The organism is Novipirellula artificiosorum, assembly GCF_007860135.1.
Lineage (GTDB): Bacteria > Planctomycetota > Planctomycetia > Pirellulales > Pirellulaceae > Novipirellula_A > Novipirellula_A artificiosorum.
In genome coordinates this window covers 43,436-68,838 of record NZ_SJPV01000016.1, presented here as the reverse complement: position 1 = coordinate 68,838, position 25,403 = coordinate 43,436, and the positions used below count along the sequence as shown (strand labels likewise).

General features: G+C 55.6%; 16 protein-coding genes. 9 read left to right on the top strand and 7 right to left on the bottom strand.

Annotation, left to right across the window (positions count from 1 at the left end; translation table 11 throughout):
• Positions 1-17 precede the first annotated feature (17 nt).
• The 4 genes from Poly41_RS28855 (at position 18) to Poly41_RS28840 (ending at position 3,753) form a co-directional block, all read left to right on the top strand.
• Positions 18-1,328 carry a beta-ketoacyl-[acyl-carrier-protein] synthase family protein gene (locus Poly41_RS28855; RefSeq protein ID WP_146530841.1) on the top strand — a complete coding sequence of 437 codons (1,311 nt, stop codon included), beginning with the start codon at positions 18-20 and terminating at the stop codon, positions 1,326-1,328.
• Positions 1,329-1,488: 160 nt separating this feature from the next.
• Positions 1,489-2,439: a sugar phosphate isomerase/epimerase family protein gene (locus Poly41_RS28850; protein ID WP_146530840.1), complete on the top strand. Its 951-nt coding sequence runs from the start codon at positions 1,489-1,491 to the stop codon at positions 2,437-2,439.
• Positions 2,429-3,355, top strand: a complete 927-nt coding sequence (rsmH, locus tag Poly41_RS28845; protein ID WP_261344923.1) for a 16S rRNA (cytosine(1402)-N(4))-methyltransferase RsmH — start codon at positions 2,429-2,431, stop codon at positions 3,353-3,355. The genes Poly41_RS28850 and rsmH overlap by 11 nt, the downstream gene beginning before the upstream one ends.
• Positions 3,352-3,753 carry a hypothetical protein gene (locus Poly41_RS28840; protein WP_146530838.1) on the top strand — a complete coding sequence of 134 codons (402 nt, stop codon included), beginning with the start codon at positions 3,352-3,354 and terminating at the stop codon, positions 3,751-3,753. Before rsmH ends, Poly41_RS28840 begins: the two co-directional genes overlap by 4 nt.
• Positions 3,754-3,819: 66 nt before the next feature.
• On the opposite strand, the gene Poly41_RS28835 is transcribed toward Poly41_RS28840, so the two are convergent.
• The gene (locus Poly41_RS28835) at positions 3,820-4,854 is read right to left on the bottom strand and encodes a glycosyltransferase (RefSeq protein ID WP_197231764.1); all 1,035 of its coding nucleotides are present in this window, start codon (positions 4,852-4,854) and stop codon (positions 3,820-3,822) included.
• Between the two features lie 347 nt (positions 4,855-5,201).
• On the opposite strand from Poly41_RS28835, the gene Poly41_RS28830 reads away from it, so the two are divergent.
• The 4 genes from Poly41_RS28830 (at position 5,202) to Poly41_RS28815 (ending at position 12,899) form a co-directional block, all read left to right on the top strand.
• Entirely contained in the window at positions 5,202-7,754 is a 2,553-nt protein-coding gene (locus Poly41_RS28830; protein WP_146530836.1) for a secretin N-terminal domain-containing protein, read from the top strand.
• Between the two features lie 38 nt (positions 7,755-7,792).
• Positions 7,793-9,376 (top strand): proprotein convertase P-domain-containing protein, encoded by a 1,584-nt coding sequence (locus Poly41_RS28825; protein ID WP_146530835.1) that lies wholly within the window; start codon positions 7,793-7,795, stop codon positions 9,374-9,376.
• 288 nt (positions 9,377-9,664) lie between these two features.
• Positions 9,665-11,272: a hypothetical protein gene (locus Poly41_RS28820; protein ID WP_197231763.1), complete on the top strand. Its 1,608-nt coding sequence runs from the start codon at positions 9,665-9,667 to the stop codon at positions 11,270-11,272.
• A gap of 1 nt (position 11,273) precedes the next feature.
• Entirely contained in the window at positions 11,274-12,899 is a 1,626-nt protein-coding gene (locus Poly41_RS28815) for an apiosidase-like domain-containing protein (protein ID WP_197231762.1), read from the top strand.
• 22 nt (positions 12,900-12,921) lie between these two features.
• Here the strand turns inward: Poly41_RS28815 and Poly41_RS28810 are convergent, their stop codons facing one another.
• Entirely contained in the window at positions 12,922-14,541 is a 1,620-nt protein-coding gene (locus Poly41_RS28810) for a SulP family inorganic anion transporter (protein WP_146530834.1), read from the bottom strand.
• 297 nt (positions 14,542-14,838) lie between these two features.
• Between Poly41_RS28810 and Poly41_RS28805 the strand changes: the two genes are divergently transcribed.
• Positions 14,839-16,848, top strand: a complete 2,010-nt coding sequence (locus Poly41_RS28805; protein ID WP_146530833.1) for a hypothetical protein — start codon at positions 14,839-14,841, stop codon at positions 16,846-16,848.
• Between the two features lie 2 nt (positions 16,849-16,850).
• On the opposite strand, the gene Poly41_RS28800 is transcribed toward Poly41_RS28805, so the two are convergent.
• The 5 genes from Poly41_RS28800 to Poly41_RS28780 form a co-directional block, all read right to left on the bottom strand.
• Positions 16,851-18,446, bottom strand: a complete 1,596-nt coding sequence (locus Poly41_RS28800) for a hypothetical protein (protein ID WP_146530832.1) — start codon at positions 18,444-18,446, stop codon at positions 16,851-16,853.
• A gap of 81 nt (positions 18,447-18,527) precedes the next feature.
• Positions 18,528-19,370: a DUF4159 domain-containing protein gene (locus Poly41_RS28795; protein WP_146530831.1), complete on the bottom strand. Its 843-nt coding sequence runs from the start codon at positions 19,368-19,370 to the stop codon at positions 18,528-18,530.
• Positions 19,367-21,940 (bottom strand): tetratricopeptide repeat protein, encoded by a 2,574-nt coding sequence (locus tag Poly41_RS28790; RefSeq protein ID WP_231616029.1) that lies wholly within the window; start codon positions 21,938-21,940, stop codon positions 19,367-19,369. Before Poly41_RS28790 ends, Poly41_RS28795 begins: the two co-directional genes overlap by 4 nt.
• 182 nt (positions 21,941-22,122) lie before the next feature.
• On the bottom strand, positions 22,123-24,291 hold the full coding sequence (locus tag Poly41_RS28785; protein WP_146530830.1) for a site-2 protease family protein: 2,169 nt from the start codon (positions 24,289-24,291) through the stop codon (positions 22,123-22,125).
• A complete protein-coding gene (locus tag Poly41_RS28780; RefSeq protein WP_146530829.1) occupies positions 24,288-25,397 on the bottom strand; it encodes an HlyD family efflux transporter periplasmic adaptor subunit in 1,110 nt (369 codons plus the stop codon). The genes Poly41_RS28785 and Poly41_RS28780 overlap by 4 nt, the downstream gene beginning before the upstream one ends.
• Positions 25,398-25,403: the final 6 nt, after the last annotated feature.

The window sequence follows — 25,403 nt, the reverse complement described above, 5'->3', positions numbered from 1 at the left end:
TACGACCGCGAACCTTTATGGACAGATCCAAATCACAACGCGTGGTCATCACCGGTCGCGGCGTTGTCAGCCCTCTTGGAAACGATCCCGGTGAGTTATTGGCCGCATTGCGGTCGGGCAAAAGTGGCGTTCGCCCGTTCACTCAGGTCCCGCGCGGCGTGTTGTGCGTCGATCACGGAGCCGAAGCGGTCGACTTTACCGGCCATATCTCTAACTACGGACCGCTCGACAAGTCTTTGCAACGGACGATTCGCAAAGGCAGCAAGGTGATGTGCCGCGAAATCGAGATGGGGGTGGCGGTCGCTCAATTGGCCATGCACAATGCCGGATTGACCGAAGACAAACGGGATCCGGAGCGAGTGGGCGTGGTGTATGGATGTGATTACATCATGTCACTGCCCGAGGAATTTATTTCCGGAATTCGCAAATGCATGAACGAGGATGGCAGCTTTGACTTTGATCGTTGGGGGCAAGAGGGCAAACCCGAAGTCAACCCACTTTGGTTGTTGAAGTATTTGCCAAACATGCCGGCCAGTCATATTGCGATCTACAACAATTTACGTGCAGCCAATAACTCGATCACGGTCCGTGAAGCGTCAAGCGGTGCGGCGTTGGGTGAGGCCGTTTCAACGATTCAGCGAGGACATGCAGACGCATTGATTGTTGGGGCGACGGGGTCGCGAGTCCATCCGTTGCGAACGTTGCATGCTTCGCTGCAAGAAAAATTGGCCGCAGACACCGACGATCCATCCAAGATGAGTCGTCCGTTCGACGCGTCCCGGGACGGTAGCGTTGTCGGTGAGGGTGCAGCGGCGATGGTGTGTGAATCGCTTGAGCATGCAAACGCGCGGGGAGCAAACATTCTTGGCGAGATCGTTGGCTACAGCAGCAGTGCAGTAGGCCCTTCGGCGGGTCCAGACTATCTCAAACAAGCGGTTCGAAACGTTTTGCTCGGCGCGCTTGGTCAAGCCGATCCAAAATCGATTGGGCACCTCCATGCTCATGGCCTCGGGACGGTGGAATCGGATCGGGATGAGGCGGAGGCGATCGCCGAATTGTTTGGTCACCCGCAGTCGCAACCGCCGGTGACCGCGGCAAAAGGCCACTTTGGTAACCTCGGTGCCGGTGGGGGCATGGTCGAGATGGTGGCAAGTCTCGATGCGCTCGGTGGCGAACTGTTCTCGATCCTGAACTGCAGCCACTTGGATCCTGCTTGCCCGATCAATGCTTGTGTCGATCCCACCACGCCGGCCGGAGACAACTTCATCAGCGTCAACGTGACCCCACAGGGCCAAGCGTCGGCGGTTCGGATTCGGCGTTTCGAATAGTCGCGGCAAGGGTGGCCGATTCTTGGTACCATGAAGGGGGCAGCGACGCTTTGCATGGGTAGCCTCGCGTCGCCGTTGTTTTTTTGACATTTTGCTGCAAAGCCGTCTTGAGGCCGATAGCTCCAATCACGGCCCCCCATCCCCTGCGAGGTGACCCCCGATGAATCAATGTGACAGGTTTGAGCGACGCCAGGTTTTGAGGGTGGGGGTCGCTGCGGCGATCAGCGCCGGCACGGTCACGAGATGGATCGATCGCGCTGCCGCCGAAGAAAATGTCGGAAAGATCGGTTCGCCTTGGCTTCGCAAAACGTTAAAGATCGGCATGATCAGGGTCGAGGGAACGTTGACCGACAAGTTCGCGGCTGCCAAGCAAGCGGGGTTCGCGGGAGTTGAACTTAGCGCTCCTGGGTTTGATGTGACCGCAGCCACCGAGGCCGCTCAAGCGACGGGGCTTGTCGTTGATGGAACGGTCGGAGCCGACCACTGGCAAGTCCGTCACACCGACCCCGATCCCGAGGTCCGGGCAAAGGCGCTTCAGAGCCTCAAAAGGGGCCTCCAGCAAACCGCAGACGTGGGGGCCGACACGATGTTGTTGGTGGCCGGTCACGGTAAGGATGGCAGCGACGAGGAAGTTTACAAACGAGCGTTTGACAACATCAAACAAGCGTTACCGGTCGCCGAGAAGCTTGGCGTGTCCATCTTGATCGAAAACGTTTGGAACGATTTTTTATATGACCACGAAGGTGGGGCGGACCAAACCGCCGATGCGTTGGCCGCCTTTATCGACGATTTTGATTCGCCTTGGATCGGTGTTCAGTACGATATCGGGAACCATTGGCGCTACGGCGATCCTGCGGCTTGGATCCGGACGTTGGACAAACGCATCAAAAAGTTGGATATCAAAGGCTTTTCGCGGCAGACGGGGGAATTCACGAAAATTACCGAAGGCGATATCGATTGGCCGAGTGTCAAGCAGGCCCTGCGTGACATCGGTTACACGGGATGGTTGGCTGCGGAAGTTGGCGGTGGCGGTCCCGAGCGGTTAACGGAGATCAGTGATCATCTCGAACAAGCTCTCCAGTGCAGTGAGTCGCTAACGAGTGTGCGATAGTCCTTCTTCATCAAGCAGCAATCTTGATTCGTGTCACATCTCGGTCATGCCCGATGAGGTGGTTGAGTGGGTGATGGAAACGTCACCGCTTGTGATCGTTGACGGTACGTACGGAGGAGGAGGGCATGCGAGACGTTTGCTTGAACGATTGCCGTCAGGGGAAGGGCACGTGATTGGCCTCGATCGCGATCCCGCTGTCAGTCAGCGTGTGGAAGGGGAGGAAGCGACCAACCCATCCTTCGATTCGCGTTTGACGGTTTTCTTGGCAAGTTACGAACAGACCCCTAAGGCGTTGGCTCGATTGAATCTGGAACAGGCCGATGCGCTCGTCTTGGATCTGGGACTTTCCAGTGATCAGTTGGCTGACCGAAATCGCGGCTTTAGCTTTACTCAGGACGGGCCGCTCGATTTGCGTTTCGATCCGGAAAATGGTACCCCCGCGAATCGTTGGTTGGCTCAGCACGACGAGAAACAGATCGCCGATGCGATCTATCAATACGGTGAAGAGCGTTTCAGCCGCCGGATTGCTCGAGCGATCGTTGCAAGGGCTCGTGAGCGGCGGCCGGTGGAGTCGGTGAACGATCTTGTCGAGATTTGCCGGCGCTGCGTCCCGCGGAGCCGCAACCATGATATTCATCCTGCCACGCGGACGTTCCAGGCGCTACGGATCGCGGTGAACGATGAGCTCGGTATCCTCGAACGGACGCTGGCGGATGCGCCCCGTTGGATCGCCGCGGGAGGTCGATTGGCGGTCATCAGTTTCCATTCGCTTGAAGATCGGATTGTGAAGACCGCGTTCCGCGACGATGATGCGTGGGATGTGTTGACCAAGAAACCGTTGCGACCGAGTGAATTGGAAATTGCCAACAACCCTCGTAGTCGAAGTGCAAAAATGCGAGTTGCACAAAGGAGATGATGATGGATCAAAATGCGGAACAACTTCGTTTGCTCTCGATCTTTCACTACATCGTTGGGGCAATCATCGCATTGTTTTCCTTGTTTCCGGTGATTCATCTTGCGGTGGGAATTGCGATGGTCGCCGGGGCGTTTGAAAACCCAGATCAAGGCCAACCGCCGCCGACTTGGTTCGGGTGGTTTTTTATTCTCTTCGCGTTGGCCTTCATCGTGATTGGGTTGGCTGTCGCATCGTGTGTGTTGATCGCTGGACGCAATCTTTCTCGCCGATCCGGTTATACGTTTTGTTTTGTGGTCGCGTGCATTGAGTGCCTTTTTATGCCCTTTGGAACCATTCTGGGTGTGTTCACGATCGTGGTCCTGAACCGTCAGGGTGTTCGGGAATTGTTTGCACCGTAGGGCTGATGTCTGAGTCAATCGCGGTGGAGCCAACCGCGACGGTAGAACAACGTCAGCATGACGGTCTCAGTCTCGATTTCGGGGCAACAGGCGACCACGCCAAGTTGTCCCACCTCGAACGTAGTGATGGTACAGCGCACTGGCAAAGCAACAAAAGATCGGGATCGCTGCGAGAGGAAAGCAGACCGCCTTGGACCATCGAAGTGAGCATAGCCGCGAGGCGGAGATCAGCAGGGTTGCTTGGGCCAGTATCGCCGAGGCTGCGGATGCAATCATCCAGGCATGGTTTTCTGCCACACCGATCATGAGGGTCAGAAGTGGTGTCCCGTAAACGAAGATTGGCAGAAACATTAAGGGGATTGCCAAGGGGACGGGGTGGACGGCTGTGAGGATGTTCTTGGTGAACCCCCAAAAGGCATCGCGATTGGTTTTGAATAATCGCACTCGCAGAAGATCGGGTGCAAAATAGAAGCGAGTTCGGAAACCATGACGCTTGATGGTGCGGGCGAGTTGGACGTCGTCGAGAGCTTCTTGTTTGACGCCGGCGAGTCCACCGATACGATCGAGTACGGTCCGCCGAGTCATCATCATTGCACCTGCTGCAACCGCTTCGTCGGACGCCGGGTCGTCAAGTCGTGTGGTTAAGAAACGGACCATCCCAACAATCATCAATTGTGGGACGATGACGTTTTCCCAGAACGTTTCAAGTTGGACGGTGGGAAACAAACTGATGAAATCGAGCTGTCGATCTTCCATTTCCGCTAGCGCGACGGCAAAGCAATCAAGCGAGTGGATCACATCGGCATCGGTGAACAGGACGAAGGGAGCCGTGGTTGTCTCCAGTCCGGTTTGCGTTGCCTCCAGCCCGGTTTGCATCGCATTCGCTTTGCCAAACCATCCCTCTCGCAATTCGGGATCGTGGATGACCGTGACGCGTTCGTCGGAGTCCGCGATCGATGTCGAAATTTCTGCGGTTCCATCGCAGGAATGGTCGTTGACGATGCAGACGCGTAGGTTCCCCGATCGTTGAGCCAAGATGCTTCGAGCCGCCTGCTCGAGATCAGCCTGTTCGTTCCGAGCGGGAACGATGACGTCGATCACGGCGTTGGGGGCCGCTTCACCGTGCGGAAACGAAAGGGTCTCAACGATTCGAAATGCACGTCGAAATGCAAACCCAAGGGCGAGAGCGGAAAACGCCAAAAGGACCGAAAGAAACGTGAGAATGAGATTGCAAATGGTTCACGCCTCAAGGGGAAAAATGGGGGAACGAGAGGTCCTCCCGCCTACATCCTACCGCCAGGACCGCACGCCGTGCAAACACCTTTTGCCAGCCGTTGACCTACAGAAGATTGACTTTTCTTGACTTTTGGCTACCCTAGATAAAGGCGCGACCTTACTCTCCTGCCCCCTTTCCTCCCTCAACGAGACGAGTCAAATCGTCTAGCCTGATGACACACAATAGGTTTGCTCACCGTTGCCTGTATGGCATGTTGTTGGCCTGGGTCAGCACTTGGATAGTTGTTGTGCAGGCGAGTGCCCAAGGGGTGAATGCGGAAATCGAAGCGACGGCGCAATTCGACCAGACTTCGGCGACCGATTCGGTTCGCTTCTCGTTTGACGGGGTTCCATGGCGTGAGGTGGTCAACTGGATCGCCGAAGAAGCGGACCTTGCCCTCCATGTCGGTGACCTGCCGCCTGGCAGCTTTACCTATTCCGATCCCGAGTCGTTCACGTGTCAAGAAGCGATCGATCGGATTAATTTGTTTCTGCTATCGGAAGGCTACACGCTGGTTCAAAGTGGAAAGCTCTTGTCGGTCATCAATTTGGGTGATCCCCGGAGTCTCCAGCAACTTGATGTGCTTGCCGAGTTGGTGACGGTCGATCGGCTTGCAGCAGCAAAGAATCACGATGTCGTCAAGTGTTTCTTTCCGCTCGGTGAACTGGAGGCCGAAGACGCGGTGGCGGAGTTGTCGGCGCTCAAACTGATGATGGCACCCACGGTTCTTGCGAAGACCAATCAATTGCTGATCACGGATACCGTTGCGAAGTTGAAAAACGTGCAAGCGGTTTTGCAAGCGTTTGAACCGGACGGGATGGACAATGGGACGATTGTTCAGAGTTTTGCGCTGCAAAATGTTGATGCCGAAGACATCTTGGTTGTCGCTCGCCCACACCTCGGATTGGCGACCGGCGAGATGATCGGCATCGACGTCAGTTTGTCAGCGGATTTGCAGGGGAAGCATATCTTTGTCACGGGAGTGGAAGACAAAGTCAAATTGATTGAAAACTTGGTGCGGGCCATCGATCAACCGGCCGAATCAATGACATCGTCCAATCAAGAAATGGAATTGCGGTCTCATCTGATCGAAGGTGGCAACGTCGAAACGGTTTATAACGTGCTGCAGACCTTGCTGGCCGGCAAGTCGGTTCGTTTGTCGATGGACGAATCGACTCGCAGTGTGGTTGCATTGGCTAGCCCATCGGTCCAGCAAGAGATCGCTCAGACGGTCACGCAGTTGCAGGCATCCGATGCGGCGTTTGAAGTGATTCCGCTGAAAACGGTGGATCCGTACTTCGCGATTAGTCTGCTGGAGCAAATGCTCGATCTTCCTGGGCCGCTCGATGATCTCGACGAGATCGATGAGGATGCTCCGAAAATTGATGCGGATCCAGGAAACATGCGGCTGTTTGTTCGCGGAAAGAAGCATCAAATTGAACAGATCAAATCGATTGTCGAAGGTTTAGAGCAAGACGGTGTGGTCCGTGACGTGAGCGATCAAATTCGGGTCCTGCCGCTGCGTGGAAAGCAAGCGGTAGAAACCGTCGTAACGGCGGCTAAGTTTTGGCGCTCGGCAAACCCGATTCTTTTGCTTCCCTCGACCGACTCGGAGTCTTCGGATCAGATCGAGCGTGTTCCAAGTGGTGAGATTCTATCCTTGCCCTCCAATGAGGGTTCCAGCGTTGATCCTTCGCAGTCGGATTCCTTGGAGTCTGCTGCCACCAACGCGAAGGTACTGACCTCGATCAACAACCACCAAGCGTTTCCCATTCGTGTTCAGGTGACTCCAAGAGGATTGATACTTCAGTCCGATGACACCGTGGCATTGGATCGCTTTGAGGAGCATTTGCGTTCAGTAGCGGGGCCGGTCGATTCCTTACCGTCGCCACCGGTTGTGTTCTACCTGCAACACGCCAAAGCCGACGACGCATTACGGATGTTGGGAGAATTGATCGACGGTGGCGAATCGGCAAAAGAAGGGGAAGCGGGAACCTTAGTGAACGGTTATGTTTCTGGGGCTTCGTCCGGCGCGTTGAGTAGCTTCATTATGTCCCAGGACGGAACGACGACGATGATGGCAGGTTCCATGACGGTGGTTGCGGATTCTCGGTTGAACCGCTTGATCGCGCAAGGAAATGCTGTCGAAATGGATCTGATTGAAGGCTATTTGCGGATCATTGATAAAGATCGCAGTATCACCTCGATTGAAACGTATGGGACGTCGCATGTGATCGAGTTGGTCAACACAAATGCCAGCGAAGTGGCCGTGGCGATTCGCGAGGCGTTCGCGGGGCGAGTGACCGGTGCGACGGGGGCGGGGGGGCAACCCAACCAGCGCGGAGCGGCTCAGCCGGCTCAGCGTGAATCAGGCGGCAATCGAGACAATGAGAATCAAGAAGGGGATCCCCGAAAAGCGGGCGCCAAGCGACCGGCCAGCCAGCCGGTCAAAGATCTTGAGCCCAAGATCACCGTGGCGGTCCATGAACCGAGCAATTCGCTGATTGTCACTGCGCCGGACTCGTTGTTCGCGGAGGTTGAGAAATTGGCGATGGTGATCGATGCTCGCGGCGAGCAATCGGTGGAGGTGGTCACGCCGATTAGTAGCGAAGTCTTCGGCGCTGTGTTGCAGCAGGTCCTGCTCGGAGAGGAGCGTTCCCGCAATGACCGTTCGACATCTCGTTCGTCGGGAAATTCCTATCAACGTAGTCGAACCGACCGCTAAGCGAGGGGATTGAGATGGGGCCAAGGGATATCAACGAAATGGGTGTTCCGTTCAAGTTCGCAGTCCTTCCCTTGCTGCTTTTGGGTGTCAGTGGTTGGTGCAGCAATTGCTTCGGCCAGTCGGGTTTGCGTGATTCGCTTGAGCGGCTCGATAGGAACGGAAATGGTGAAATCGATCCCGCTGAGATCACCCCACTCGCCCGTCCCTATCTCGAGAGGATTGCGAAATCACGGCGACTCTCGCTGGACCGACCCAATGGGATCGATAAGTGGCAAGAAGCGGCACGGATCTATCATGCGTTTCAAAACGGTGTGGTGGGAAAAAAGATTGTCCCCGAGGACAATCGTAGCGTCATGCCGTTCGGCCCCGATCCCGATCAGCCGCTTGTACCGGAGTTTGGTTTGCCCGAAGTCAAGTATCCTTACATTCAAGATGACCTCGATGAAGCCGATCAAACGATCCGACGTCACGATCGCAATCGAGATGGGTATATCGATCGATCGGAAGCCAGACGAGCAACGTGGACGCACCGCGATCCTTTTGACGAAGATATCGACCAAGATGATCGGTTGAGCCGGTTGGAGCTCGCGCAACGTTACGCGCGCCGCCGGCTACTGTCGGGGGACTCCGATGAATTGATCCAAAAAGCACGTCGCACCGGTAACGGGATCGAACCGTCCAAACCAGCGGAACGCCAGGGACGAGATGATTCGCAGTGGTGGCGCGGCGGCAGCCGATACTACCTGACCGCGACGATTTTAGGCCGATTCGATTCCAACAAGAACGGTCGGCTCGATGCAAACGAAGCGGCACGCATCGGTATCCCGATGGGCCGAATGGATGTCGATCGCGACGGCGAATTGTCTCGCGATGAATTGACGACGTTCCTGCTCGAAATGCAAGACGAAGCAGGCGAAACGGCCGAAGGCTTGCCCGCTTGGTTCTACGAGCGCGACGCCAATCGGGACGAGCAGGTCGCCATGGCGGAATTCACGGACGAGTGGACCGCGGATCAGGTCGAGGAATTTGCGTCGCTTGATACCAACCGTGATGGGTTGTTGACGGTCTCAGAAGTGATCCAGTCCAAAGCGATGGTTGGGGGCAGCTACGTGAATAACAACGCGGAAGTGCTGCCGCCAAAGAAGGCGGTTCTTTCCGAAATCGTAGTCGACGAAGACTACCTCATCGGCGATTTGAACATCACACTTTCCATCAGCCATACGTCGACGGGCCAGCTTGATGCTTTCCTGACCGGACCCGATGGTCAACGAATTGAACTCTTTACGGAGGTGGGGGGCCATGATGACCATTTCGACCAAACGGTTTTTGATGATCAAGGGCGATACCCCATCACGAAGGCAAGGCCGCCGTTCAAGGGGACTTTCTTGCCGGAAGGATTGCTGAAGCGTCAACCCAGTCTGGGCCATTTTAATGGCCAAAGTATTAAGGGGGTGTGGCAGCTAACGATCAGCGCAACTCGCAGCGACCGATTTGGAATGTTGCACAATTGGGGGCTCATTGTGAAGCCGCAGGAACAAATGCCCGGTGATTCAACGTCCGCTGATTCAACGTCCGCTGCGGAGAACGCGAACCGTGGCACTCCGGCGATTCGCGAGAGGTGATCTTATCGTGACCGGAACGGATGGCCGGCGATCACCGCGATTGTTACCGTATCCGCTGGATCACCCCGACGCGTTCACTTTGCCGTTTTCCGACTGAGGCGTCCTCCATCCCACCCCATTGCCCCTCCCTCCCTCCCTCCCTCCCTGTCCTCCCTCCCCATCATCCCACCCCCTGCTGAGAAACCCTTCATGTTCTTATCGGTCCGAACAAGCACGAGAAAGTTATCCTCTACCCGACCACGTTTTGCTTTAAGGGCCGTCAATCTCGGCACGAGCGCGAGACGCAGCATGCCCCTGTTCCGCATCATGATCGGCCTTGTCGTGATCAGCATGGTTGCGTGCGGCCAGCCGGTTGGGGCTGCGGCGCCCCTGCGTGAGGTGCCGGCGGATGATGAACACCCGCAGCGGATGAAGGATGTGCATTCCGTCGTCCGCTATGCTGAATTCGGAGCCCGGGGCGACGGCGAGACCGACGATCTCGACGCCATCTGCAAAGCCCATGCGTTCGCGAATCAGCATGGGCTTGCCGTGAAAGCCGATGAGGGTGCGACGTACTACCTCGGAGGCAAAGACAAAACGGCTGTCATCCAGACCGACACCGACTTGGGTTCCGCTCGTTTTCTGATCGATGACACCAACGTCAAGAATCGTAATGCCCACGTTTTCTTAGTGAAATCAGCATTGAAGCCGTTCGAACCCCATGGAGTCTCTTCACTGAAGAGGAATCAGCGGAAACTGAGCGTGTCGTTTCCCCAAAGTTGCCTTGTCAGTGTCACCAACAGCAAGGTCAAACGTTTCATCCGCTATGGAGCGAACCGCAACAATGGGGTTGCACAGACGGATGTGTTCCTCGTCGACAAAGACGGCAAGGTCGAAAAGGACACACCGATCGTCTGGGATTTCGACACGATCACGAAAATCAGCGCTCGCCCGATGGACACGACGACATTGACCATCCGTGGAGGACGTTTTACCACGATTGCCAACGCCGCTGAGTCGAAATACGCCTACTACAACCGCGGCATCGCCATCGAGCGTTCGAATGTCGTTGTCGATGGACTGGAACACCGGATCCGCGGCGAAGGAGATCACGGCGCACCCTATGGTGGGTTCATCGACATTGATACCTGCGCCAACGTGATGGTCCGCAACACGGTTTTGACGGGGCACAAGACGTATCGGACGATCGGTGCAGCAGGCGTTCAAGTCTCCATGGGGACTTATGACATTTCGATCAACCGGGCCTTAAATGTGTCCTTCGTGAACTGCAGTCAGACCAATGACATCAAGGATGGCCAGTACTGGGGAATCATCGGATCGAACTGCTGCAAGAATCTTCTTTTTGACAACTGTACCTTCTCGCGGTTTGATGCCCACATGGGTGTTGCCAATGCGACCCTTCGCAACTCGACCTTGGGCCATGCGGGCATCAACGCAATTGGCAACGGGACCTTCACGGTCGAGAACACCACGATCTACGGAAGGACCCTGATCAACCTGCGTCCCGACTACGGCAGCACGTGGCGGGGTGAGTTTATTTTCCGCAACTGTGTCTTCGTACCCGCTTGCGGCAAGCCGGTCAGCGCCAGTCTGATCGGCGGATCCAATTCCGGCCAGCACGACTTCGGTTACACCTGTTCGATGCCTCAGCGGATCACCATCGAGTCGCTCCACATCGACGACACCAAGCACCCTGAGAACTATCGCGGACCAGCCATTTTCTCGAATTTCAATGGCAGGTTCACCGACGCATCCTACGTAGAGAAATTCCCCTACGTCAGGACCAAGGAAGTCGTCCTGAAGAACGTGACGACCGCCAGTGGCAAGGAGTTGAGGCTCAGCGATAACCCGTTTATGTTCAAAGATGTAACGGTGACCACAATCAAGGATCAGTGACATGTCAAGCAACAACCGAGTTGTGTTCCAAACGGTAGTCCTTGTGATTGTTGGGGCTGTCTGCGTGGCGTCTCGTGAAGCAGCCATGGCTGCCACGCACGTTCCCGCGTGGCAGGTGGTCGAACTTGAATTCACTTCGGAAAAAGACTATCCGAACGCCTACACCGAAGTCGAGTTTTGGGTCGACTTTGTGCATCAGGACGGTATGCAGTTGCGGCGTCCAGGTTTCTGGGATGGGGGCAGGTCGTTCAAGGTTCGCTTTGCTTCTCCGTTGGACGAGGGGCAATGGAGTTGGAAGAGTGACTCGAGCCTTCCTGACGGTGGGCTTCGGGATCAGTCAGGGTCGTTTCAGACGGGGCCTCCGAACGGAAAGAACCCTTTCCGTCAACATGGCTTCTGGCGCATTCCGCCTGGCAGCCGATGGATGGAATACGCCGATGGTACTTCCGCCGTCATGGTCGCGGATACGCCTTGGGCAATCCCTTGGCGTGCGACGCATGAACAGGTGGAGGTGTATGCGAGGGATCGGCAGGCAAAAGGATTCAACGCTGCGCTCTTGATGTCGGTGATGCCGGACAGACGGATGGAAGGCCCTCGTGACCGCACTCAACACGCAGGTTTCGCCAGAGGCTTCGAGGACCTGCCCTCCGGCCACATCAACAAGTTGAATGCCGAGTACTTTCAGTATCTCGATCGTACGGTCGAAATCCTGACCGAACGCGGAATTGCTCCGGTTTGGCAGCCCGTCTTTCACGGCTTCGGTTGGAAGGGGTTGAGCGTTGCCGGGCCGGTCATTCCACCCGATGAATATGCTCGCTATTGCCGCTACCTTGTGGCGCGTTACGGAGCCTACCCAGCGATTTGGTTGGTCCTTGGTGATGGCAGCGGGGCGGAAATCGGCATCGATCCGGGCGGACGCGAAATCGAGGCATGGGACGCGTACCATCAACCCACGGGATTGCACTATGGTCCGCACGCGCCTTCCAAGGCTCACCAAGCCAAGGAGTGGCTCGATTTTCAGTGGATCCAAACGGGGCACAGCGGCGAGCATCGTCAGGATCGGCTTGCCGCGCATTTTTGCCAGATGCCGGTCAAGGCCGTAGCGAACGGAGAGCCGACTTACGAAAACATCGGAACGAAGGGGCAAGCGGCGGGATGGTGGCAAGGCCACGAAGCATGGCGCAATCTCTGTGCCGGGGGCACCATGGGAATCGTGTACGGTGCAGGCAGCCTTTGGAATTGGGTTCATCCGGGCGAGCCCGAACTAAATGATGGTTGGGCACGTGCACCGGAGAGCAGTTGGCGCGACGCTCTCGATTTCGAAGGTTCCACTTACGCAGGAATGCTAGGCAAGATTCTCGACGGACTTCCGATCGACGGCGCTCAGCCTGACAACACTTGCACGTACGGCCGGCCATCTTTGTTCAAACCCAATCAGCTTCTGATTCTCTATTTGGAAAACGGCGGCAGCCTCCGCGTTCTACGAGAGGACATCCCCGATGCTTGGCGAATCTACGATCCAAAGAGCGGCGAGATCGTTCGATCGGGTCGCATGAGCGACTCCGGCAAGAACCTCGGCGACACCGGCAGCGGGCCACGTGTAGTGATCTTCTCGAGCACGTACTGACACCCGCTTTGAAACTCCCGATTCATCCCAGTCGATCGGTAGCGACGTGGTATTGCGGATCTTCCGAAAGATTGACCTCGACCAAGTCACCCGCTCGGTCAAGCAGGCTGCGGCATTCTTGGCTTAAGTGCGTCAGGTGCAACCGTTTGCCGAGCGCTTCGTATTTTTCGGCCAACACGTTGATCGCTTCGAGCGCCGATTGGTCGTAAACACGCGAGTAGTAAAAATCGATCACCACATCATCGGGGTCTTTCGCCGGGTCGAACATCTCTTTGAACGAAGAAACCGAAGCGAAGAAGAGTGGCCCGTGGAGTTGATAGATCTTGCTGCCAAATTCATTTGTTTGGATGTCCGCTCCAAGGTGCAGTGCATGCTTCCAGGTGAAAACGAGTGCCGAGACGATCACGCCCAAGATCACGGCGGAGGCCAAGTCATGCATGACTACGGTGTATCCGGCCACCAGCACCATAACCGCCATATCACTGATCGGCATGCGGTGGAACATTTTAAGTGAAGCCCATTCAAAGGTTCCAATGACCACCATGAACATGACGCCGACCAAGGCGGCCATAGGGATTCGTTCGATCCAGGGAGCCAAAAACAGAATGAAGAGCAACAAACAGACGGCCGCCGTGATGCCCGACAGCCGGCCGCGGCCACCGGAATTGACATTGATCAGCGATTGGCCGATCATCGCGCATCCTCCCATGCCACCGAACAGACCGCAAACGATATTTGCAGCTCCTTGACCGATACATTCACGGTTGCCTCGACCTCGTGTTTCGGTAATCTCGTCGATCAACGTGAGCGTCATCAGGGATTCGATCAATCCGACGCCGGCCAAGGTGATGGCAAATGGAAAAATAATCCAAAGTGTGTCGAGTGTCATCGGCGGGATGGAATGTTGCAGGAAGAACGGCATCGGCAAGCCGCCACTGATCGATGCGTTTGCCACATTCGCGGGGTCTTCCGCGACGGATGCTGCTTTGGTGTTCAACATGTCACCGACCGTCGCGACGAGATTATCGCCGCTCGATGCGGTTGCCGAATTGATTGCGATCGACAGCAGTGTGACGCTCAGAATGGCAACCAGCGACGCGGGAACCGCTTTGGTGTACTTGGGCAGCAACCAGATGATCGCCATCGTCAGTGCAACGAACACCAACATGACGACGAGCGGCATTCCGCTAAGCATCGTCAATTCACCGGCTGCGGCGTCATAGGTCTGGAAGGAACTGAATTGCGCCAGCCCGATTACGATCGCCAAACCGTTGACAAAACCGAGCATCACCGAATGGGGGACCAGCCGAATCAGTTTTCCCAAGCGAGCGGTTCCGATGGCCACTTGAATCAACCCGCAGAGCATGACCGTAGGGAACAGATACTCGATCCCCTGGGTTGCGATCAAAGCCACTACGACGACGGCCATGGCGCCGGTTGCACCCGAAATCATGCCAGGGCGACCGCCCAAGACGGCGGTGATGAAGCCAATGAAAAAAGCAGAGTAAAGGCCAATGATCGGCGACACACCGGCAACGAAGGCGAATGCGATCGCTTCGGGGACTAGCGCAAGGGAAACCGTCACCCCTGAGAGAAGATCATCCTTGGCCGTTGCGGTTTTTGAGCGAAAGAAATTGAGCATGAGGGTTGGGCGTTCTGGAAAAGCGATAAGAAGCAAACGACGTTTGCGAGCAGCATGGCAGGCTGTTCCGGTCAGCGACTGCCCAGAGTCGAGTGTCGAACTATAGTTTGAGGGTGATCTGTGTCAACGTCGCACACCGTCTGAATGCCTTGCTCTAGAATGGTAAGCGCCCCGCTATCGAGTCGATGGAGCGGATTGCCCCCGTTAACCCGTGAGTCTTGTTAGAATCGGCCACGACGGAAACAGCAAAGCGGCAATCAAGCCCGCAAATCGTTTCTCTTGAAAAACGGAACCTTGATGAGCCAAGAAGCGTTGCTGCGAAACTTTTCGATGCCGGAGGACCACGTGCCACCCGACGCTTGGGTGCTACGGATCACCGATCCGCCGGTGGATCCGCGTGTCGGGCCGAAGAGTTTTCTGCTGGGGCTCGGTGGGCTTGGTGCGGCGCTGATCGTGGTAGCGGCGGTCTTCCCTGGGCTGGCTCATGCAATCGACTCGATGTTGCCACGGAGTGTTGGCTACGAAGTTCGCGCAGCGTTGTTTCAAACCGTTGCTTGCCCGCTGGTGATGCTGCTGTCGTTCTTTGTCATCGCTGCGATGTTGTGGCACGGATCGATTCTGGTTCGCTTCGCCGCCGTTGCCTCGGGGCTGATTCCTGCGACCTTCGCATTCGTGGTGATGTTTTATTGGAAATTCTACGATCCTCTGTTTCCACAAATTGCTTTGATGACGGTGGTCGTTCAATTGATCGTAGGCGGCGCGATCGCGCTAATGCTTCAGTGGTGGACGCCGTGGTCGCTGTCCGAGTTTCGTGGGCATGAGGATCCGATTCGACCGCTGGACATTCGTTCGATCATTGAATTGACGGGGATTTCGGCGTTCGTGTTTGCGATCGTTGCGTCGGTTCGCGTTGCCGATGTCTTGGATGTTGCGGCCTACTCGTCGATCGTCTCGATGGTGCTCGCGTTGATCACGGTTGCCTCGATGGCAACGCTGCTACGCCGATCGAAAAGTACCTATCGCCCGATGGTCGTCGTCGTTTTGTTGTGTTTGGTCGTTTCGTACCTCGCCAATACGCTTGCGGCCATCGACGAGTACGGAACAAATAACCTTCAACAGAAACAACCTTACATTGTCCTCTTGTCGGTTTATGGCGCGGTGATGATGCTGGTCGGGATCTGGGTATGCACCGAGTGGCTTCGCGGTTGCGGTTGGTATTTTTTCAGTCGTAAGGACGACGCCAACGTGGTGTATCCAATCGGAGCGTTTTGCTACACACCCGAGGTGCTTCGCAAACAACGCGAATCCGAAAGGGGCATGGATACGAGCAATCCACTTGCGTTTGAGGGCCTTTTCCAAGACAGTCGCTTGGACGATTCGCCAGCCAATCAAGACGCATGGGTTTTGCAAAGCTTGGAGCTGGCCGAGCACCGATCGCTCTCGTCCGCAAGTTTTATGTTGGGTCTCGTCGGTTTGGCGGCTGGTCTTTGCGGTGTCTGTTTCGTAACCAGCATCGTGATGAAGATCGTGGAGGTCTACTTTGACCAGCAACCTACCTTTACGATGATCAGCTTGATCTATCAAACCATCGCGATACCTCCGTTGATGTTGTTTGCGATCATGGTGGTGACGCCCATGTTTTGGTATGGGTCGGTGTTGGTCCGATTTGGGATCGCGGTGTGTATGATTCTCCCCGGCAGCGTCTTATTTGTCGTTCTTCTGAATCTGGTGGTTGATGGCAACATCGACGGGGATTTCGTCGAAGGCTATTCGGCCGGGTTGTTTTCCCAATTGTTGGGTTCGGGTTTTGTGGCAGTGGTCGTTCAGTTTTGGACTCCTTGGACATTGTCACATCTGCGAGAATCGGTTGAACCCATGCCTCCGATGGGGATTCGGTCCATCATCGAGTTGACCGTGATTGCCGCATTCAGCTTTGCTGTATTCGGAGCGGCTGACGTTCCCGGCGTGATGGTTGGAATTCTGTTCTTTGGGGCAACCGGTACGTTGATGTCCCTGGTCTGTATCGGAGTGATGGTGGCCACGCTGCGTCACGAGAAGACGAACTACCGTTTGGCATTCGCATCCATTTTACCCGCCATGATTGCGACCTTCGTGTTCAACGGTTTTTTTGCAGTCGAGATGTTTGGCTGGGGCGGTTTGATCGGCTATTGGTGGCTGGTATTGCCCGTCTCGCTCTACGGATCGATGTTGATCGGTGGGACGATGTTGTTGGCCTTGTCTTGGCTGCGTGGTTGCGGGTGGTGCTGTGTCAATCGGAAGGCGATCGTGAGACGTGCAGCGACGTAGCGTTAGGCGTTCATCAGCATCGGGACAGAGACCGCAGGGAAACGGAAGCGACCATAGCGACTCGGGCCGACCTCGATCGATTCTTCGCCGTATAGCGAGCGGATTTCGGTCAGGACGCGGCGTCCAAGTTGGCTGACGTCGATGACTTCCGTCGGTTGCAACTCGACCACGACGGTATCGCGTTTTTCTGCACTGCTGATCGTTTTTTCTAGATGTGCGGAGAGCATCTTGACGGCATGGTTGCTTTCGCTGACCAAATACAATCCGTTGGACCCGAACCGGGTATCGCTGTCAACGCGCAGGTTAGCGGATAGCGTTATGATCGTAAGACCATCCTGCAGTACGCTGACCATTCGGACTTGTAGATCGCCATGGACTTCCTCCGCATCGACGACGACCATGTCGCGGCAACCGAGTTGCAGCAGAACGGGACAGATCGACTTCGTGTCCTCTTGCCAGGCCACCGGATGCGGTTCGCTAAACCCAACGTCGGCAAGGCCGTTGGCGACCGCTTGCAATGGACTGCTCAGGCTGACCGCGTCCGATTCAACCAGTTTGCGATCACGATAAGCTCGAGGCTTCTTGATCTCAGGCGGTGCCACCGAGCAAAGCTGTTCGTACGTAAGTTTGGGTTGTTGCACCGTGTTTTGAGTCGGTTCGAAGGAAAAATGGAGACGGCCAGTGATGAAGTTTGTCACGCCACCCAGGATTGCCGCCGTTCCCACCGAGCTGCACAGAAAACCAAGTGCGACGTTGTACAACACACCATCCGCACGACCAAAATGGCCTTCGACGATTCCGATTTGATACCCATAACTGATCAGACTGCATCCAATCATGATGTAAACGACTCGCGTCAACGATTTTCCGCGTCGATAGCGAAGCGGGTAGCCCAACAAGCTGAGCAGGGATGGGCCCTGGAAGAAAAAGCAGCAGTAGATCGAAGGTCCGCCTGCACCGCAGATCACAAGACCGACGGCGACGCCGATGAAGGCAAGCCAAAAGTATTGACGAGCTTGATGGAGTGGCAGCACGGTCTCGACGGATTCGAATTCGTATCGAGGTTCGCATCGCTCGCCCATGCTGTTGCACTCCGACAACGTGAACCGTCCTGTCAACGTTCCGGATTCTCGGACTTGCTGCTGCGCATCCGTCATCGCTCGGCGGTGTTGTGGGACAACCACTCGCATCGGAACGGTCATCGGATCGGCCCCTTTGGGGTAAACCTTTACAGGTTCCATCGCGGCACACGCGATTTCTTCGAAGACGCCCGATTCCGTCGCGACATCAAGAAGGTGTTGCTCCGTACCCTCGAGTCCATGTTGCTCAAGTTCCGTCAACATTTGACCATAGACATCGAACGGATTCTTTCCGCTCAGTTGGACGTCGACCAATTGGATGTAGTTGCTTTTGCCGATGCCCTCGTCAACGAGCTGTTGCCATGTCATTTCGGTCGGTTCAGCCGACATCGTCATGGCGCGATGGTACTCGGGCGCGGCGATCATGACTCCGCCGGCAAGCGATGCCCAAGCAATCAAGCCGCCAAGGATCACCAACACCGAGCGCGGACGTGTACTGTTATAACCGGAATAACCCATGGAATTGAAACTTAGGTGTGAACGGATTGCGAATGCTCCGCCAAAACCTAGGTTACAATTTCCTCCTCAGGCGAGGAAATCCTAGTGCGTCATGGCATAGGTCACGATGTTAATCCCCATCGGGTAGGCCTTCTTGACCGAAAACTCTTCGAAGTACCACTGGTTTTCGCCTTCTTTTTCCCAGCCATCCCCCAGGTCGGTGTTGTGGCAGATGAAAACCATCAATCGTCCCTCGTCATCGGTGATGCCGCGATAATGCGGTGTGCTCGTGTCACTGCCATCCGACGACCATTCCCATGATCCGACTCGTCCATCGCGGCCGCGTCGCGCCGCATTGAGCGCGGGGACTTGTGGTTTTTCGTCCATGATATAGACATTATTGAAAATTTCGTGAGACAGCGGCACCTCGAATGGATCACGATCGGGGAAAACACGTTTGAGTTCGCGACGCATGTTCTCGTATTGTGTGTCACCCCAAAAGTCATCCACCATCAGGAAGCCGCCGTTCATGCAGTATTGCCGCAACGCCTCGACTTCGGCTTCGCGAAAGACCAAACTCCCCGGTTCGATGATGTAGATAAACGGATAATCAAACAAGGTTTCATCCGTGAGTTCCAATACGATCGGGTCTGGATTGACCTTCAACGATGTCAGTTGTTGCAGTCGTAACGAGAAATTCAAGTCGCTGTCTCGGTAATCGGTTGCCCAACCACCGCCACCGCCGCGGCCCCCGTACGAATCGTACTTGATTCGCACAAAAGTGAATAAATCGCCGGGGAAGTTCTTGTCGACTTCCCATTCGGGAACCCCTCCTCGACCGGTTTGTATGCCTTGGTTTGACCACCAGCGACCTCGCTGAGCCAATGTGACGCCAGCCAAACCAATCAAAAGAGATGCGAAAGCGAGGGTACGGTATCGGGTCATTGGGTGTCCTTGTCGGTGGCCATCCCGGCGGAGAGTGGTTCTGAGGGTGTTTCATCGGGGTGGACCAATTGCAACAGCAATTGGTGTGCGTCGCGGTAGCGGGGTGCCTCGTCGAGTGCAATCAAAACATGGTGTTTTGCTTGATCCGATTGGTCGGAATCGGCAAGTGCTTTGGCGAGTCGATAATGCAGTCCCGCCGGATCCACCGGTTGCATGTAGGTCAGAGCGGTTAAGGGGTTGATAGCCCGAGCGGGCTGGTCCAATTGTTCGGCGGCTTCTGCAAGTGATTGGTGACCGCCAGGAAGAAGCGGCTGAATCGCTAGCACTTGATCCGAGTAATTGGCGACTTGCTTCCAATCCTTTGATGCCTTTGACAATTCAATCAAACGATTCAGCGAGGGGAGTGCATCGCTTGAATGATTGATGATTCGCGAGAGCGTATTCCGTTCCGCATCAACTTGGCCAAGTTGCCTGTAGACGATCGACAACCGTTCCAAGGGGCCGTTTTGTTCGCCAGTGAACGTTCCCAGTTCATCGAGTTGTTTCAAGTAGTCAGCCGCCAATTCGTACTGTTTGGCCGCGATCGCCATTTCGGCAGCCGTGGTGAGTGCCCAGTAGTTGTGTGGATGGGTCTTGAGCCAATCGGTCAGTTGCTGCTGCGAAGGCCGTTCTGGGAATCCATCGCGTGACCAATCTGCTTTTGCACCGAAGGCATTCGCCAAAGTCTTCGCGTGCTCGGCAAACTCGCTGTCCAATTTGGCGGTTGAGCCCACATTGCGACCGAGTGCATCTTTGATATCCATTCCATCGCCCAGGTCAACGAGGATCTTCCTTAAAGCTTCAATGCCATACTTTTCAATGATGAACTCCACGACGAGCGACGATTCATAGTAAGCGAACTGCAAGTGCATCGGCGACTTTGGGCTGAGAAAGGCGCCGCTCAACTGGCTGACAGGTGTCAACTCATCGCCAAGCATCATCTTGCGATAGGTTGGCGTCATCGACTCACCCCAGGATGCGTCATGGGCTCGTTCTTCGTAGACAGAAATGCCCTCGCTCAGCCACCGAGGCATTCGGTTCTTGGTTTTTTCGAGGGTGACGACGTGACAGAACTCATGCCACAAGACACTCTTCCAATTAGAGGGGCGTTCCCCTTGGCTGGCCGGACTATTGGCGGTGATCACTCGACCAAAACAAACACCCAGGTACCCGTCACCTCCGGGAAGCCCGAAAGTGCGAATGGCGAAATCGTTTTGTTCTGGGAAGATCTCAACCGCAATCGGTGCATCGGGCTGGATTTCATACTTTTGGCATAACACGCTTCGCGCTTCGCGAAGCAACTCCATCACGGCGCCGCCATAGATCCGTGCTTCGTCGGGATCCATTCGAACAATCATGTCCTCTGTTTCTAACACGCTAAAACCGTTCAATCGGTCTTTGAGCGTTGTCAGGTTGTGGGCGACCACGTTGTACGGGTCGGATTCGGCAACACCGCTGGCCATTTGCCACCCTATGTCGTTCTCTCCAAGCCGTAACAGATCTTGGGCGAGTTGGAATTGAGCCGGCAAGTAGCCGGGGTCCATCGTCAGCGCGCGGCGCTGGTACTCGGCTCCTTCCGCAAATCGGTACTTTTGTGAAAGCTTGACACCGATCAGTGAATCGACCTGAGGATTGCGGTTCCATGTCTCCAACGCCTTGGATCGCAGTTCCTTTTCTTGGTCATATTCTCCACGGAGATGTGCGATCACGGCGCGAAGCGCCCATGCCTCGGGTTGCTTGGCGTTGATCTTGAGCACCGCGGAAATCGAACGCTCGGCAGCCTCGTACTGCTCGCGATCGATTGCGGATTCCGCTTGGAACAACAAGCTCGGAACATGGTTTGGATTGATGGACAACGCACGTTTCAGCGATGCGTCCGCGATCGAGCTATCGGACGACTCGAAGGAGCGGGCCAGCAGATAGGCGGTTCGCGGATCCGAAGCATCGACACGCTCGGCCGCCTGCAACGTATCGCCCGCGACTTTGAAATCCCCTTTCTCAAGCGCCAACTCGGCCGTGGCTATGTAGGCTTCGAGATAATTGGGATCGGAGTCACGAACGCGGTCGTAGAATAACTCCAAAATGTCGCGAGCGTCTTCACCTTGTGCCGTGAAGTACCGACCGGCCGCGATGAGGTTGTCTCGGCTCGCATAGCGAAGCGTCGAGCTTTGAAGCAGTTGAAAGGTTCGAGCATTTTCCAATTCGATTTGTTCCGGCGTGCCACCGCTGTGACGAAGCGCGTCGATGCCCATCATCCGCAGTGTCACACTGGTCGGATAGCGTTTGACAGCGTTTTCGTATACCGCCAGCGCTTCCGCATACTTTCCTTGGACAAGTTGGCATCGCATCAGCACGCGGGTCCAACGCTCATTCCAGATGCCCAGCTCGACTTGAGCGGCTGACGCCACCTCGGATTCCGTGTACTTGCCCTCACGAAAAAGCTGTTCAGCGGTGTCCAGATCACTGGCGAAGAGCAATCCATTGATGGAGCCCAACGCAATCAGCAGCAAGGGCCATGCCATCGATTTCATCGAGAACGGATTTAGAAAGGTCAACGTCGTAGCCCTCACGAACAGAATGATTCACAAACTCTCGCTAGAATTCTACCAGACCGTCCAGCTTGCAGACACGTTTTGGACCATTTCCGCAGGTTTGGCAGATCGAGTTTCCGCGAGATTGGCGCGTCACGTTTCACGGAAGCTTGTGATTCAAGTTATCGCATGGAGTGCCTAATCCATTCGCAGATTCGAGCAAACAGGGACCTGCGTGCGGTGTCGATGGATGCGTTACCGGTCGAGCCGATCGCAATCGGCAGATCATCGACGTCGATGGCAATCCGAACTTGAAAGAAGGAACCTGCGAACGTTTGGCCTGCCGAATCGTTCGAAACGATCAACCCCCGCGAAGTCAACTCGATCGGCAGTTCATCAATTGGGGAAGCCGCGACCTCCGTCACCTGTCCTGTCGTCGATCCTCGCCCTCGGTTTGGTAGGTGTATGCTTACCGACTGCCCGACCTCGACGAATTGAATCTCGGGTTGTTCCAACAGCACCATCGCTTCGTACCGATTGGCGGAGCCGATCGTACACAGGGTTGTCCCGGTTTCCAGCCAGGCGCCGCGATTTTCTCCGTCAAGCGGGCTTCCGGCCCAAGTCTGGATGATGCGCGCGTCGTTAACTTTGCGGTTGCGGATTCCGGCGGTATCGACACGGCCACTCGTTGGAGCGGTGATCGTTAGCCGATCCAACTTCTCGTCCAGCATCCGCAAACGTGCTTCGAGCTGCTCGATCACCTCCATGATCACCGGAATTTGAGACATCGTTTTCGTATCCGCGGGTCTCCGGCTTTGCAAACCCTTCAACTCCACTCGGCGTTTGTGCAAGTCGGCTTCGATTTGTAGTCGCTGCAAACGCAACGCGGGGTCGTCAAGTTCGGCAATCGTTTGACCCGCTATCACCCGATCGCCTGAGGTTACCGCATGCGTGATCCTACCAGGCATCGTCACGAAAACGTGTAGCGAATCCGCAGGCATGACGATCGCGGGTCCCGAAACGTGATGAGGCAAGGGAATCACGAGAGCCAACGCCAAAACGGAGAGTGCGGCGAGTGTCACGACGATTGGCCGACGCAACAGGGTCGTTGGCGTCGACCGGTGTTGATTCGGTAACGCGAGCAGGGATCGCAAGGGGTTCCGCATCGCGATACAGGCGATGGTACAGATGAGGAGGGCAAAGACGAGTGAAAGTCTTGCTTCCTGAGCTGCTTGGTAAACAAAAAGCGAGATCGCCGTGTAGACAAACATCCTGTACAAGCCGCTGCAAAGCCAGTATCCATGGAAGAACCATTTCATCTTTTTCGGCTCCAATCCGTTGCCGACATCGAAATCGGCTTCGCCCCAAAGCAGTTGGCGAAGCGTTTTTCGTACCGCCGAGGTTGCTTCGCTCGCCAAGTTGGGAATTCCCATCAGGTCGGAAAGAATGTAGTAGCCGTCGTACCGCAGCAGCGGGTTGCCGTTAAAAAGAAGGGTGCTGATCGAGCAAACGACCATGACCGTGACGCACAGATCACGAGTCGTTGAGTCGGCGAGTGCTAACCAAGCAAACGTCGCAATCGCTGCGATCAGCAGTTCGGCGGCCATGCCTGCGGCGGAGACGGCAATGCGTTGATACCGCTGGGGCAATCGCCAAGCATCCGAAACGTCGCAGTAGAGTGTTGGCATTCCAAACAATAACATGCATCCAATTTGTCGGCACTCCGCACCAAAGTATCGACAGCTTAACGCATGTGCCAATTCGTGAACCACTTTGGTCAGCGACAGGACGATCAGTAGTAGGATGGCCGTTTGCGTGAGGTTTCGCGAAGCAACCGCAGCGACATGCGTGGCGATCGAGTCAAAATGGACCAAGCCGAGAAGTGCTGCAGCGAAAATCAAGACGCAGCATGCTACCAGCAACGGCCACCGAGCCGTCCTCTGCAGCAGCGGAACCAGTGGGTCGAGCCAACGATCCACTGCGACACCGGGGAAGCGGATCGCAAAGGGTTGCTGCCACCAACGCGATTTTGGTAACACGCCGCCATCGACTGGATCGCAGGTCACCGCAGTGGGCTGCGTGCAATCGAAAAGCATGCCACCTCGATGCACATCCGCCAAGAACCTTAGGATCGATTCGGCAGACACATGTTCGGGAGCAAACTGCTTGGCGCATGCACGGACGACCTGTTCGATCGACCGACTGCCATCAAGGAGTTGTAGGATGGATCGCTCTTGATCGTTGACATAGAAGTAGTCGCTGGCCAAAGGATCGCGGACAACCCAGACGCTGTGTTTGCCCATCGAGATCTTTCGCCAACTCAAATCATGCCGCAACCGCAATTCACTCATGGGGAACTCGATGCCGGATCATCCCGCACGGATCGTCCCATCTTCATTCGCATCCCAGGCAACACCTTCAGGTTCGGGTTCTTGAATTCGACCCAGAACCTAAATTGTTCGTTGACGGGATCCATCTCGGGGCTAACGAAGACGTTTTCCCCAATCCGCTCAGGCGGTCGGATGGAGCCATCGATAAGCTGAAGCACGATCTCTTTTTGGTTGAGTACTCGTTCGCGGAGGGATACATGGGCATACCCCTCGGCTCGCAAACGGCTCAACCGAACCAGTCGGATCACGGGATCTCCCGCCTGGACCCATTCCCCTTGATGACGTAGCACCTCCACGACGACCGCGTCAAACGGTGCCACGATCAAGTGTTGTTGCAAGGTCAGGCTCGCGACCTCGCTTTGTTGTGTGTAGAGCTGTTGTTCGAGCCGCTCGATCTGCTGCTGCTCTTCAGCCTGCACGACAGAGATCGCAGCTTCATCCACGGCAATCTTCTGAGCGGCATAGGTTTCTTGTTCCGATTGAGCGCTCAGTTTATCGACCTGTCGTTCAAACGTTGCTTGTTGCGTTTCCAAACTCGCGCGTTCGTAAGCGAGGCGTAAGTAATCGATTTCGGATTGTGAAATACTGTCAACAAACTTCTGACGCGCTTCCATTGCACGATCGAGTTCGTTTTTTGCGACCCCTTCCGCCCTGGCGGCTGCTTGAACACGCAAGTCGTTTCCTGCTTTGCGGGTCGCAATGTCCAGTTCGACGTCGAGCTGGCGAACCAATTGCTGTTGACGCAACATCGCCGTGCGGGCCAATTGTAGATCCGACTTGTCCTCACTTTGCTGAGTCGCAATCTGCAACTGAGTCCTTGCAATCTGCTGATCCAGGCGAGCTTTGCGATCATCCAGCTTAGCCAATGCTTCGCCGGCCTTGACCGATTGGCCCTCGGCGACGATCACTTCTGAGATGGATCCGGTTACCAGCGCAGGCACCTGTGCCTCGTCGACCGCCGTCACAATCAAGTTGTCGATCTCCCATTCGGGCGACTCGGCGTGGATCGCGACAGCCGCGAGCAGCGAAAGAATTAACAAGAGGTGGTACGTCCAAAAACGAATCATTGTGTT

Excerpts from the sequence above, each read along its gene's own strand:
- Poly41_RS28850 (WP_146530840.1), top strand. The coding sequence starts at position 1,489 with ATGAATCAATGTGACAGGTTTGAGCGACGCCAGGTTTTGAGGGTGGGG.
- Poly41_RS28820 (WP_197231763.1), top strand. The coding sequence starts at position 9,665 with ATGCCCCTGTTCCGCATCATGATCGGCCTTGTCGTGATCAGCATGGTT.
- Poly41_RS28810 (WP_146530834.1), bottom strand. The coding sequence starts at position 14,541 with ATGCTCAATTTCTTTCGCTCAAAAACCGCAACGGCCAAGGATGATCTT.
- Poly41_RS28825 (WP_146530835.1), top strand. The coding sequence starts at position 7,793 with ATGGGTGTTCCGTTCAAGTTCGCAGTCCTTCCCTTGCTGCTTTTGGGT.
- Poly41_RS28790 (WP_231616029.1), bottom strand. The coding sequence starts at position 21,940 with ATGAAATCGATGGCATGGCCCTTGCTGCTGATTGCGTTGGGCTCCATC.
- Poly41_RS28830 (WP_146530836.1), top strand. The coding sequence starts at position 5,202 with ATGACACACAATAGGTTTGCTCACCGTTGCCTGTATGGCATGTTGTTG.
- Poly41_RS28780 (WP_146530829.1), bottom strand. The coding sequence starts at position 25,397 with ATGATTCGTTTTTGGACGTACCACCTCTTGTTAATTCTTTCGCTGCTC.
- Poly41_RS28795 (WP_146530831.1), bottom strand. The coding sequence starts at position 19,370 with ATGACCCGATACCGTACCCTCGCTTTCGCATCTCTTTTGATTGGTTTG.
- Poly41_RS28840 (WP_146530838.1), top strand. The coding sequence starts at position 3,352 with ATGATGATGGATCAAAATGCGGAACAACTTCGTTTGCTCTCGATCTTT.
- Poly41_RS28805 (WP_146530833.1), top strand. The coding sequence starts at position 14,839 with ATGAGCCAAGAAGCGTTGCTGCGAAACTTTTCGATGCCGGAGGACCAC.
- Poly41_RS28855 (WP_146530841.1), top strand. The coding sequence starts at position 18 with ATGGACAGATCCAAATCACAACGCGTGGTCATCACCGGTCGCGGCGTT.
- Poly41_RS28815 (WP_197231762.1), top strand. The coding sequence starts at position 11,274 with ATGTCAAGCAACAACCGAGTTGTGTTCCAAACGGTAGTCCTTGTGATT.
- Poly41_RS28800 (WP_146530832.1), bottom strand. The coding sequence starts at position 18,446 with ATGGGTTATTCCGGTTATAACAGTACACGTCCGCGCTCGGTGTTGGTG.
- Poly41_RS28785 (WP_146530830.1), bottom strand. The coding sequence starts at position 24,291 with ATGAGTGAATTGCGGTTGCGGCATGATTTGAGTTGGCGAAAGATCTCG.